This is a genomic window from Bacillus sp. NEAU-CP5 (genome assembly GCF_026420705.1).
Classification (GTDB): domain Bacteria; phylum Bacillota; class Bacilli; order Bacillales; family Bacillaceae; genus Bacillus; species Bacillus velezensis.
On the sequence record NZ_JAPMOV010000002.1, the window covers coordinates 763,452 to 776,084 of the forward strand.

Consider the following 12,633-nt stretch of genomic DNA (forward strand, 5'->3'; position numbering starts at 1 on the left):
CCTGAGACAGAATCTGACACAAACCTGCCTGTTTTTTTCAAATCATCTGAAAACAAATCTTTCACAGTCTATATATCTATTGTAGAATAAACGGGAGCCTTGCGGCAGAGAGTTTCAGAATATAACAAAGAGGAGAAGATCATGAAAGCCGTATTTTTTGATTTGGACGATACACTGTTATGGGATGAAAAAAGCGTCAGAACAACATTCAGAGAAACATGTTTACAAGCGGAAAAAAAATATGGCCTTGACCCGCATACATTTGAAGAAGCGGTTCGGAAAGCGGCACGGGAATTGTATATGTCATACGAAACCTATCCTTATACGGTCATGATCGGCATTAATCCGTTTGAAGGATTATGGGCGAATTTTTCCGAGCCGGTCAGCGAAGGATTTAAACAGCTGAATCGGATTGCGCCGGAATACAGACGAAACGCCTGGACGAACGGCTTAAAAAGCGTCGGTATAGACGATGCGGCTTACGGCGAATATTTGGCGGAGTTTTTCGCGGCGGAACGCAGACAGCGTCCGTATGTGTATGATGAAACGTTTGCGGTGCTTGATAAGCTGAAAGGTGTTTATGAATTGCTTCTGCTGACAAACGGCGATCCCAGCCTGCAGAAAGAAAAACTCGCCGGCGTTCCTGAGCTCGCGCCTTATTTTAATGAAATCGTCATCTCAGGCGCTTTCGGAAAAGGGAAACCCGACGCCTCCATATTCGAACATTGCCTCGGCCTCCTGAATCTGAAAAAAGAAGACGCCATTATGGTCGGAGATAACCTCAATACTGATATATTGGGAGCGAAACGGGCAGGTATTACGACAGTCTGGGTAAACCGGACACAAAAGAAAAATGATACGGACATTGCGCCTGATTACGTGATCAGCGATCTTCACGAGCTGTTTGCGATTATAGAGAAACAAAAAGAAAGATAATTTTATACGCAAAAAACCCCATTCTGAATGAACGGGGTTTTTTGTATTTCCGATTATTTTTTCGCTTCGGCTACAGCCTTTTTCACAAAATCGTCCAATGAGACGGTTTCTGATTTCTGCTCGCCGTATTTCCGGACATTTACCGCGCCGTTTTCCGCTTCTTGGTCACCGACCACAAGCATGTACGGGATTTTTTGCATTTGCGCTTCACGGATTTTATAGCCGATTTTCTCGTCCCGGCTGTCAAGCTCGACACGCAGGCCTTCGCGCTGCAGGCGCTCCTGCACTTTTTTCGCATAGTCAAGATGCACGGACGGTGATACAGGAATGACTTGGAATTGCACCGGCGCAAGCCATGTCGGAAGGGCGCCTTTGTGCTCTTCGATTAAGAAAGCAACGAAACGCTCCATCGTTGACACGACGCCGCGGTGAATAACGACAGGACGGTGCTGTTTGCCGTCTTCCCCGACGTAAGTGAGATCAAAGCGTTCCGGAAGAAGGAAGTCAAGCTGTACAGTTGACAATGTCTCTTCTTTGCCGATCGCCGTTTTCACCTGCACGTCAAGCTTAGGGCCGTAAAACGCCGCTTCGCCTTCCGCTTCATAATAGTCATGGCCGATTTCGTCCATTGCCGCCTTCAGCATGGATTGCGCTTTGTTCCACATCTCATCATCATCAAAATATTTTTCCGTGTCTTCAGGATCGCGGTAAGACAGGCGGAATGTGTAATCACTCAGGCCGAAGTCTTCGTATACGTCTTGAATCAAACGGACCGTGCGGATGAATTCTTCTTTAATCTGGTCAGGGCGGACGAAAATGTGCGCGTCATTTAACGTCATGCCGCGTACGCGCTGAAGACCTGAAAGCGCCCCGGACATTTCATATCGATGCATCGTTCCGAGCTCGGCGATGCGGATCGGAAGCTCGCGGTAGCTGTGAATGTCCTGTTTGTAAATCATCATATGGTGAGGACAGTTCATCGGACGGAGCACGAGTGTTTCATTGTCCATTTCCATCGGCGGGAACATGCCCTCCTGATAATGTTCCCAGTGCCCTGATGTTTCGTACAGGTCTTTGCTTCCGAGAACAGGCGTATAGACGTGCTCATAACCGAGGCTCAGCTCTTTATCCACAATGTAGCGCTCGATCACGCGGCGGATGGTTGCGCCTTTCGGCAGCCAGAGCGGCAGGCCTTGTCCGACTTTTTGAGAGTTGGCGAACAATTTTAATTCTTTGCCCAGTTTTCGGTGGTCACGCTCTTTCGCTTCTTCAAGCATCCGCAAATGCTCTTTCAAGTCATCCTTTTTAAAGAAGGCTGTGCCGTAAATGCGCTGAAGCATTTGGTTTTTGCTGTCGCCGCGCCAGTATGCGCCCGCAAGGCTCAGCAGCTTAAATTCTTTAATTTTGCCTGTAGACGGCACGTGCACGCCGCGGCAGAGGTCAAAAAATTCGCCCTGCTCATAAATGGAGACCGTTTCGTCTTCTGGGATGGCATCCAGCAGTTCAAGCTTCAGATTATCGCCGATTTCCGCAAACATGGCTTTTGCTTCATCACGGCTCACTTCTTTTCGGATAATCGGCAGATTTTCACCGACGATGCGTTTCATTTCTTTTTCAATCTTCGGAAGGTCATCCGGCGTCAGCGCCTGCTCCATTTCAACGTCATAATAGAACCCGTTTTCAATGACGGGGCCGACACCGAATTTCACATCTTTATAAATGCGTTTAATCGCCTGGGCCAATAAATGCGCCGTGCTGTGCCGCATGATGTTCAAACCTTCTTCTGTGCCTTCTGTAATGATTTCTACGGCACCGTCCTCTTGAATCGGCGTTCTTAGATCAATTTCCTGTCCGTTCAGTTTTCCGGCTAAAGACTTTTTCTTTAATCCCGGACTGATGGATGCCGCGATATCTTCTGTTGTTGTTCCTTTCGGAAATTCCTTTACCGCTCCGTCCGGAAATGTGATGTTGATCATATCTGACATCTTCGTCACTCCTTTTTTTATGCAAATCAAAAACCCCGCCCCCTATGAAAGGGACGAGGTTAAATAAACGGAATCGTGGTTCCACCCTTTTTTCCGCGCGGCCGATTATTTCGGCACCTGCGGCTCTAAACTCTGTAACGGGAGTTCCCGTCAGCTATTACTGGCGCTTCTTCCGGCGTTCACAGCTGAAGTTCAAAGGCGGTAAAGACAATGATCCATAGCTGGAAAGCTTTCAGCCTGGGCTCTCCTCTCTTATAAAGCCGGTATCAATGCTTCATGTCCTTATCAATACGTGTAGCAATCATTAATCTTTTATGTATTATAAAATGTCTGCGAGAAAAATGCAACTCGGTTTTCCGTCTGATTTCTCGCACAGACAGCCCTGCCGCTTACGCAAGGCCGTCCGTGCGGCTATCCTTCCGTCTTCTCGGCTGCAAACGCGCCCAGCGGAAAAAGGCGCACCCTCTCCTGAAACACGTTTTGAATCGTTCTGGACATCATATGCTCCGGTTTGTCAGTATACAGTTCTACCGTCTCAGGCGCAATGGAGATCAGAGGCGCAAGGAGATGGGAATCTATATACATCGGGTGCTCCCGCACAAACCGTCTGTCTATGTATTTTTTCTGTTCCCGTTCTGACAAATAGCGCAGCTCCCACAGCGTAAAAGCCCGGTCATGTACGATGCGGACTTTCTTCATCCGCGGCGGATTGGATGTCACATAATCTCTCAGAGACTGGATAAAGTTTTGATATTCCTGTTCCATCCGGTATTCATCTATCGCAGCCTCCGCGTATTCTCTGAGCCGCTCATAATACCTGCCGAGCCGGAACGTCTGAAACGAACGCACGGAAAAAACACCCGCATCAAGTGAAATCGTCCGGAGCGCATCTGAAATAAACTGTGTGCGCGGCTCTTTCTTCGGCTCGAACGGATGATCATCCAACTCTCCTTCCATAATGCTGTGTGCAAGCTGAAGGATTTGCTGCTGTTCATCCTGATCGGTGAAGCAGTATGCATCCTCAATAAGCGAAAGCATATGCTCGTCTTCTTTGCATTCCAAAAAAAACCTGACAAGTATCGGCTCAATAAAGCGCTGAACGCAAAAAGCCGTTTCAGACCTTGCGATTCCGACTTTTTTTGTGCCTTCACGGACAATAAAATGTCTCCGGTCGTCCGATTGCTGAATGAGATGTAAAAAAGCGGCGGTATCGTGGTCATCTTCAAAGATCACTTCAAGCATATTTGTCCCCCCTTACGGCATCTGTTACAAGTATATGGGGGATGTTTTTAAAATAGACGTAAAGGTTAGCTTTCACCGCCGAACAAATGGCGCACCTTCTTTTTAAATATAACGGGAAGCGATAAAAATACGATGTAAAGACAGATCACGCAGAGTACGGTCAGCACATTGCCGGACATAAAGCTCGCGCCGAGCACATTCAGGACGATCGTCCCCGGAATGATGCCCGCTGCGGTCGCCAAAAAATACGTCATCGGCCTGACTTTCGATAGGCCCGCGGCATAGCTGATCACATCAAAGTTAACAGGCAGAATGCGCAGGATAAAAATATAAAAGAAGCCATTGGTTTTCATCTGCTTTTGAATGGCTTCCATTTTTCCATGACGGCTTTTCTCATTAAAGGCAAACAGCCCCGCCGCAAAAAATGACGCGGCGGCAGCGCCCATTGAGCCCGCCAGCGTATACACGGTGCCGAAAAACGGGCCGAACGCCAATCCTCCGGCGACGGAAACGATTGATACGGGAAACAGCACAAAAGGCCTGACGATGGAAATAACGATAAACACAAGCGGCGCAAAAATACCGAACGATAATACCCACAGCCGGATCTCCTTAGGCGACAGATTCAGATATTTGCGGTTTGCCCACAGCAAAAGGCCCGCTCCCGCCGCAGCCGCAGCCCAAGTGACAGCCTTCTTATTCCTCATTCCCTCAAATCCTTCCCATTGGACGCCGGCATCATGAACGGCGGCGGTTTTCCCCGTCAAGACGGATGGGCGAAGCCAAATATAAAATCCGCTCCATCAGTCTTGCCGCTTTTACTTCTTCCTTTTCTCCCCGCTGTGAATACGTAAAATGATGCTTCAGCTCGTCAGGTGAAAAATTAGACGAGAAGAAAGTGGGAAGCTGCTGGCTCATTCTGTGCTGAAGCACGGTGCCGATGACCTCATCCCTGACCCAGCTTGTCATTGACTCCGCTCCGATGTCATCAAGCATCAGTACGGGCGTCGTTTTTACCATATTCAGTTTCGCCTCCAACGACTGATCCTGGAGCGAGTTTTTCAGCTCTCTGACAAATTCGGGAACATATACGATCATTGATGAATACTCTTTTTCCGCCAGTTCGTTAGCAATGGCGGCTAAAATAAATGTCTTTCCGATTCCGAATTTTCCGTACAGGTACAGCCCTTTGCCTTTTCCCGTTTCATTATAGCTCTTCAGAAAATCCGTCACATGCTGGAAAATGCCGACTCTGCTCGGATCGGTAATGTCGATCTGCTGAAACGTCGCGCCGAGAAGATCCTGCTGGATATACATGCTCTTCATCAGGGACTTTTGTCTTTTCTGTCGGTCGAGCTTTCTCTTTTCCGGGCATTCGTAATATTCAATATCAATGGAACGCCCGTTGATCACAAGCTTCGGATGATAGCCTTCAAGCAGGCTGTTCGTCCGGCTGTCTTTCGAACAGAAGGCGCACTGTTTGCTTTGCTGAACGAATTCGTACAGTTTATTTAACCCTCTGTCAATCATGCTTTGATTGATTACATCTTTCTGTTCCTTCAAAAAAGCCTGGACGTCTTCGTCGGCCATGACTTGCTGCTGCATTCGTTCCAGGCGTTTTTGAAAGTCAGGTCTTTTCGTCACGCCTTCTAATGATCGGCTGATCGGTTCCATTCAATATCACCCCGCTTCTCTGTCTCAATAGGCAGAGTATTTTTTCAGTTTTTTCATTTCTTCCATCATTTTTTTCTTCTGTTCTTCAAGATCCTGCGCGGAAAGAGCCGGCTGTTCTTGTTTCTTCCCGGTTTCTTCTTCTTTCATCCAATCAGGGCGCTTTTCTTCCCGGACGGTTTTTTTGCCGCGCGCCGCGCCGTTTGTTTTGCCGTCCGCCCAATCAAGATATTGCCTGTGCTCTTCTATTGCGAGCTTCATTGCTTCCCGTACCGTTTTGACTTTCTTTCTGGCCCAGTGGGCGGCGATTTTTTGGATATAGTTTTTGGACAGCTTCATATCCGTTTTCAGCATGACATAATAAATCAGCACATTGGTGACGCCGGGCTCAAGCTTTTGTTCGAACATAATATCGGCGATAATCTGCAAGTCGGCTTTTGACGGCTCGGTCCCGTCCGCAATGTCCTGAAGAAGCTTTCTCGGTGATATGGTCTCAAGCTGTGCGATGAGTTCGCCGTTCAATGAATCGTCCTTTTCCGTCCGGTTTTCTCTCAAGGTGACAGGCTGTGTTTTATCAATCAGTTCCGGAAGCTTCCCGCTTCTTTCAATTTGGTACCAGTCGCTGGCCGCTTTCCTCAGCGCTTCGGCCGTTATCGTATCCTGTTCATTAATTGCGGTCATGACGACGTGCTGCATGGAGATAGGATCTATTCCGTATAAATATGAAAGCTTTTTAATGCTCTCCCGCACATCCTGCGTGATTGATTTGCGCGGTATCATCGTTTCTGACAGTCCCGCCATGAAAAGCTCAAAATCAAACACTTCCTCCGTCACCGTATAGGAAGGCGCTTGTCCGACAGACGCCGTCTCATAGTCCTCAGGGAGCTTCATCGCTTCTTCCATATCAGGCGTCATTTTCCATTCGCTCGGCTGAAAAGAGGCAAAGGCGTGATTAAACGGACGGGTAATTTCCCTTGCACCCGCGCCGACGGAAGGATGCGTGTAAAATTGTCTCAGCTGCTGGTATTTCGTTTTACCGACTCTGTTATAAAGAAAGACATTCAGCATGCCGTCTTCAAAGAAATCATTCGGTCTGAGCGGGGGCAGCAGCTCATAAATAAACATCCGCTCTTTTTGCTCGGACTCCCGGATATACACTTTCAGCAGCCCGATTCCTTCAAGCTTTCCCTGTTCATGATGAATCTTTTTTAAATTTGACTGCATCATGCCCATCAGCTGCCTGTGCGTGGATTCCGCTCCCCACAAGCGGTTCTGCTCAAGCTCCCCCCATAAGGTCATATAAAGGGAGAATGCAAAAGAACCGATCAGCGGCTGGTACAGATGTGTCAAAACCTGTCTGTCGACATCCTGAAGAAGCGAACGGCTTTTGACCGTATAAGGATCTACAGGCAATACGTCATTCCAATAGTCAGCCATGATTCTCAAACCTTCCGATATGTTTCTACTCTCATTTTACACCGTTTCTGCGATCTATCAAATGCCAATTTTGCTCATGAGAAAAGAGCCAGACACAATCTCTTAGCTCTCTCAGCGTTCTTTCTTTATTAAATCTTTCAATTCATCGATAAACACGTTTATATCCTTAAACTGCCGGTAGACGGAGGCAAAGCGGACATAAGACACCTCATCGATTTTCGCCAGACGGTCCATTACCATTTCTCCGACAAGTTCGCTTTTGACTTCAGATACACCTTGGTTTCTCAGCTCTTTTTCAATGTCAAAGCACATGTCTTCCAATGTTTTTAAAGGAACGGGCCTTTTTTCACAAGCTTTAATTAACCCGCGCAGCATTTTTTCACGGCTGAATTCTTCCCGGACGCCTTCTTTTTTCACGACGATCAGAGGCATCTCTTCAAACTTCTCAAATGTAGTGAAGCGGTAATGGCAGGCTTCGCATTCCCGCCTTCTGCGGATTGATTTCCCTTCGTCCGCAGGCCGTGAATCAAGTACGCGGGAACCGTTATGCTGGCATGAAGGACATTTCAAATTGGATCAGCTCCCATCTGTTTCGTTGCTGTAATGCGGTTCGCAAGCTTCCGGTAAATGCCCGCCAACGTTTCTAGGATGAGCCTATTTGTTGGGAGAGCCGATAGACCGGCCTTATCTTTTCTATTTTACAAAAAAAATGCTTAAAGAAAAAGCAATGCTGTTTTTTTACATTAGAAAAGGAGCATCAGCTTCAAAGCGCGTAATGGCTTTTTCAGCTTAGCTCCCTTGTGTTTGCGTTTTGAAAATTACAGTACTTTCGCTTGTGCCTGTTTAATCTGTACAGGCCCCATTCCTCTCGGTATTTCAATGTTTTCTCTTGTATCTGCATGTAATGCGTCCGCAATGTAATCCGCAGCCACATTAGGATCCAGGTCTCCACAAGTATAAACATCAATGCTTGCATATCCGTGTTCAGGAAAACTGTGAATCGTTAAATGTGACTCAGAGATGATAACGACTCCGCTTACGCCTTGCGGTGCAAATTTGTGAAATGCGACCTCGCGCACTTCAGCTCCTGATTTCAAAGCAGCATTTACAAACGTTTTTTCAATAAAATCCATGTCATTGAGCTTATCAAAATCGCATCCCCACAGCTCGGAGATGACGTGACGCCCCATTGTTTCCATAATCATGGACCCCCCTTAACAAGAATTAAAAAAGTGAATTTCCGAGAACTGACCCGGCCATTTACCACGGGGGAAAGTTAGTCCGGAGAGGTCCTAACCCTTTAAGTAATTCCGAAGCAGTCACGAGCAAGAAGTTCACGAAAGATAGTATACTGTGTTTAAGTTTATTTTGCAAGGTGTGTTTTTTGCGAATATGCCGTTAAGGGTTTTTTTCTAACAAATGTCCATGATCTTTAGTCTACACAGCTGACGGGTGTTTCATTCGCGCGGCGACATGACGGATAAGATCAACGACCCGGCAGGAATATCCCCATTCATTGTCATACCAGGCGAGCACCTTTACTTTTCGGCCTTCCATCACCATCGTTGTCAGTCCGTCGATGATCGCAGAGTGTGAATTCGTATTATAATCCGAAGAAACGAGCGGCTCATCCGAATAATCAAGAATTCCGTACATCGACGTTTTTGCGGCTCTTTGGAAAGCGGCGTTCACTTGCTCGGCCGACACATCTGTTTTCAGATCGCAGACAAGGTCCACTAATGACACATTCGGAACGGGAACACGCAAAGCAAGACCGTGAAGTTTTCCTTTCAAATGAGGCAGCACGAGCGACAGCGCTTTGGCGGCGCCTGTAGAAGTCGGAATGATGGATTCTCCGCACGCTCTCGCCCTCCGCAGATCTTTATGCGGATTGTCGATATTTTTTTGATCATTCGTGTAAGCGTGAACAGTCGTCATCAGGCCGCTTTCAATCCCGAATTCCTGATCAAGCACTTTGACGACCGGCGCAAGACAGTTTGTCGTGCAGGATGCATTTGAAATAATGACATGTTCATCGGGATTGAACTGCTCTTCATTTACTCCCATGACAATGGTAACGTCTTCATTTTTGCCCGGAGCCGTTAAAATAACTTTTTTCGCCCCTGCTTCAATATGGCTCATTGCTTTTTCTTTTGAATTAAATTTCCCCGTTGCCTCTACGACGATGTCTATTCCGCATTCTTTCCACGGAAGCTCTCTCGGGTCCCGGCGATTGAACAGCATAATATGTTTTCCGTTGACGATCAGACTGTCGTCGGAGGTCTCAACTTCTTGATCGTATTTGCCGTGAATTGTGTCATACTTTATCAAATGAGCAAGCGTTTCCGGGGGATAGCTTGCATTAATGGCTGTTATTTGAATTTGATCATCTTCCATTGCTTTTCTGAACACCATTCTTCCGATTCTTCCAAACCCGTTGATTGCTACTTTTACCTTCATGCTCAGGTCACCCCTTTTTAATATGCCACTCTAATTTACTTTTATTTATATATAGTATAACACATTAAAAGAAATCCGCCAGTACAACTTGATAAAAATCCACCCTTATACCGATCAATATGTTGTTCAATCGGTTTTTTTGCATATAAAATGATCTTTCTTCCATAAAAAAAGCAGGATCAGCGTCTCAGGCTGCCTGCTTTTTTCTTATATTTGTCCCGGTTCTTTAAATTTGTCATTTAAAATGCTGTCCTCTAAAACGGAGGACACCTCGCCGTACCGTTTAGCAATATGCATCGCGCCCCAGTCGCACAGCGCGTTTAAAATTCTTTCCAGACTGTGCCCGTATTCACTCAGCTCGTATTCCACTTTCGGCGGCACCTGATTGTACACGATCCGGTTGATGACGCCGTCAGCTTCCAGCTCCCGCAATTGCTGTGTCAGCATCTTCTGGGTGATGTCCGGCATAAGCCGCTTCAATTCGCTTGTCCGTTTTTTCCCGCGCATGAGGTGGCAGAGGATCACACACTTCCATTTTCCGCCGATCACTTCAAGCGCCGCCTCTACGGATATATTGTATTTTTTCTTCAGCAACGGTAATTCCTCCTCATCTATAGGAACTAAAAAGTGCCTATGGCACTTAAAAGTACGTTCTTTTCAATGACACTTCTATCGATCATAATGACATTTGCCGGCTGAAAAGGAATGTACTCTTATACTTATATCGTTTACCCGGCATCATTTCAACCATACATTATCGTTCAAGGAGGAAAACAGATGTCTTCACATCGCCAAAGCTATTTACCAGCGCTGCTGGCATTAGCCGTCAGCGCTTTTGCGATCGGCACAACCGAATTTATCAGCGTCGGGCTGCTGCCGCTTATATCTCAAGATCTGCATATACCTGTGACAACGGCGGGGCTTACCGTTTCCATGTATGCTCTGGGCGTGACATTCGGCGCGCCGGTTTTAACATCTCTCACATCCGGCATGTCACGGAAAACGCTGCTGCTCTGGGTGATGTTAATTTTTATCGCCGGAAATACACTCGCAGCGAGCGCTTCCTCAATCGGCGTCTTACTGGCGGCACGGGTTATTTCGGCGTTTTCCCACGGCATTTTCATGTCAATCGGGGCAACAATCGCCGCCAATATCGTGCCGGAGCATAAAAGAGCAAGCGCGATTTCCATTATGTTTACGGGGCTGACGGTGGCTACGGTGACCGGCGTTCCGTTCGGCACCTATCTCGGCCAGCAATTCGGCTGGAGGATTGCCTTTGCCGTCATTGTGGCGGTAGGAATCATCGCATTCCTCACAAACGCGCTTCTCGTTCCGTCACATTTGCGTAAAGGGACGAAAACCGCATTTTCCGAGCAGGTCAAACTCGTCACAAACGGCCGGTTATTGCTTTTATTTATTATTACCGCGTTAGGCTACGGCGGAACGTTTGTCGTGTTTACGTATTTATCTCCGCTTCTTCAGGAGGTAACCGGTTTCCAGAAAGAAACCGTCGCGGCCATCCTGCTCATTTACGGAATTGCGATTGCTATCGGAAACATGATTGGCGGCCGTTTATCAAACCGGAATCCGCTGAAAGCCTTGTTTTATATGTTCATTGTCCAGGCTGCTGTGCTGTTTGTTCTGACTTTTACCGCGCCGTTTAAAACAGCCGGGCTGATCACCATTATTTTCATGGGGCTGTTGGCGTTTATGAATGTGCCGGGGCTTCAGGTATATGTCGTGATGCTGAGTGAACGTTTTGCGCCAAGCGCCGTTGATACAGCATCAGCCTTAAACATCGCGGCATTCAATGCCGGAATCGCGATCGGCTCGTTTGCCGGCGGAATCATTACAGACTCAATCGGAATCATTCATACCGCTTGGATCGGGGCGCTGATGGTGCTCAGCGCGGTCGTATTAACCGGATGGAGCAGGAAGCTTGAAAAGCGGGATCGCACTGCTCTTGAAAGGAGGTGAGTTTTTCTTCAGCGCATTTTGATTGTTTCAACAGACAACTAATAGGAGGAATATATACATGACAACACATTTACAAGCAAAAGCAACATTGCATAACGGAGTAGAGATGCCTTGGTTCGGCATCGGAGTTTTCAAAGTAGAGGAAGGCGCGGAACTCGTCAACGCGGTGAAAACGGCATTGGTGCACGGCTATCGCAGCGTCGATACCGCCGCGATTTACGGAAATGAAGAGGGTGTCGGCGAAGGCATCCGCCAAGGACTGCAAGAAGCGGGATTAAAACGTGAAGACATTTTTGTCACGTCAAAAGTGTGGAATGCCGATTTAGGATATGAAGAAACGTTAAAAGCGTTTGACACAAGCTTAGAAAAACTCGGTTTAGATTATTTGGATTTATATTTGATTCATTGGCCTGTCGAAGGAAAGTACATCGATGCGTGGCGGGCGCTCGAAACCCTCTACCAGGATGGACGCATTAAGGCGATCGGGGTCAGCAATTTCCAAATTCACCATCTGAAACATCTCATGAAAGAAACGGAAATCAAGCCGATGATCAACCAGGTGGAGTACCACCCGCGTCTGACACAGAAAGAACTGCTTGCTTTCTGCACTGAACAAGGCATTCAGCTTGAAGCGTGGTCGCCATTGATGCAAGGGCAGCTGCTTGATCATCCCGTCTTACAGGAGATCGCTGAGAAGTACGGCAAATCAGCCGCTCAAGTGATTTTGCGCTGGGATTTGCAAAACGGTGTCATCACCATTCCGAAATCAACTAAAAAACACCGTATTGAAGAGAATGCAAATGTCTTTGATTTCGAACTGTCAGCTGACGATATGAAGCGGATTGATGATCTGAACGAAAACCTCCGTGTCGGTCCGGACCCTGACAATTTTGATTTTTAACCAGAAAAACACCGTTCGGCTTTC

Annotated in this window: 12 protein-coding genes; 3 read left to right on the forward strand and 9 right to left on the reverse strand. The window is 47.2% G+C overall.

Annotated features, from left to right (window positions below; all coding sequences use genetic code 11):
* Nucleotides 1-141 precede the first annotated feature (141 nt).
* Nucleotides 142-936, forward strand: coding sequence for an HAD family hydrolase (locus OTK50_RS08965; protein ID WP_014418604.1), 795 nt, complete (start codon nt 142-144; stop codon nt 934-936).
* Between the two features lie 53 nt (nt 937-989).
* Here OTK50_RS08965 and thrS read toward each other — a convergent pair whose 3' ends face one another.
* The 9 genes from thrS to OTK50_RS09010 all read right to left on the reverse strand — a co-directional run bounded on the left by thrS (nt 990) and on the right by OTK50_RS09010 (nt 10,325).
* Nucleotides 990-2,921: a threonine--tRNA ligase gene (gene thrS, locus OTK50_RS08970; protein WP_007613029.1), complete on the reverse strand. Its 1,932-nt coding sequence runs from the start codon at nt 2,919-2,921 to the stop codon at nt 990-992.
* 411 nt (nt 2,922-3,332) lie between these two features.
* The gene (gene ytxC, locus OTK50_RS08975; RefSeq protein WP_045208428.1) at nt 3,333-4,163 is read right to left on the reverse strand and encodes a putative sporulation protein YtxC; all 831 of its coding nucleotides are present in this window, start codon (nt 4,161-4,163) and stop codon (nt 3,333-3,335) included.
* Nucleotides 4,164-4,228: 65 nt separating this feature from the next.
* The gene (locus tag OTK50_RS08980) at nt 4,229-4,870 is read right to left on the reverse strand and encodes a TVP38/TMEM64 family protein (protein WP_266121857.1); all 642 of its coding nucleotides are present in this window, start codon (nt 4,868-4,870) and stop codon (nt 4,229-4,231) included.
* Nucleotides 4,871-4,901: 31 nt separating this feature from the next.
* Nucleotides 4,902-5,837 carry a primosomal protein DnaI gene (gene dnaI, locus OTK50_RS08985; RefSeq protein WP_032873717.1) on the reverse strand — a complete coding sequence of 312 codons (936 nt, stop codon included), beginning with the start codon at nt 5,835-5,837 and terminating at the stop codon, nt 4,902-4,904.
* 24 nt (nt 5,838-5,861) lie between these two features.
* Nucleotides 5,862-7,271, reverse strand: a complete 1,410-nt coding sequence (locus tag OTK50_RS08990; RefSeq protein ID WP_012118158.1) for a replication initiation and membrane attachment family protein — start codon at nt 7,269-7,271, stop codon at nt 5,862-5,864.
* Between the two features lie 111 nt (nt 7,272-7,382).
* On the reverse strand, nt 7,383-7,841 hold the full coding sequence (gene nrdR / locus OTK50_RS08995; protein ID WP_003152473.1) for a transcriptional regulator NrdR: 459 nt from the start codon (nt 7,839-7,841) through the stop codon (nt 7,383-7,385).
* 248 nt (nt 7,842-8,089) lie between these two features.
* Nucleotides 8,090-8,470 carry an adenosylmethionine decarboxylase gene (gene speD / locus OTK50_RS09000; RefSeq protein WP_003152471.1) on the reverse strand — a complete coding sequence of 127 codons (381 nt, stop codon included), beginning with the start codon at nt 8,468-8,470 and terminating at the stop codon, nt 8,090-8,092.
* 238 nt (nt 8,471-8,708) lie between these two features.
* Nucleotides 8,709-9,731: a glyceraldehyde-3-phosphate dehydrogenase gene (locus OTK50_RS09005; protein ID WP_045208430.1), complete on the reverse strand. Its 1,023-nt coding sequence runs from the start codon at nt 9,729-9,731 to the stop codon at nt 8,709-8,711.
* 207 nt (nt 9,732-9,938) lie between these two features.
* Nucleotides 9,939-10,325 carry a winged helix-turn-helix transcriptional regulator gene (locus tag OTK50_RS09010; RefSeq protein ID WP_003152469.1) on the reverse strand — a complete coding sequence of 129 codons (387 nt, stop codon included), beginning with the start codon at nt 10,323-10,325 and terminating at the stop codon, nt 9,939-9,941.
* 183 nt (nt 10,326-10,508) lie between these two features.
* Here OTK50_RS09010 and OTK50_RS09015 point away from each other — a divergent pair, with 183 nt between their 5' ends.
* The gene (locus tag OTK50_RS09015) at nt 10,509-11,708 is read left to right on the forward strand and encodes an MFS transporter (protein ID WP_014305559.1); all 1,200 of its coding nucleotides are present in this window, start codon (nt 10,509-10,511) and stop codon (nt 11,706-11,708) included.
* Nucleotides 11,709-11,766: 58 nt separating this feature from the next.
* Nucleotides 11,767-12,609, forward strand: a complete 843-nt coding sequence (locus tag OTK50_RS09020) for an aldo/keto reductase (protein WP_044801578.1) — start codon at nt 11,767-11,769, stop codon at nt 12,607-12,609.
* Nucleotides 12,610-12,633: the final 24 nt, after the last annotated feature.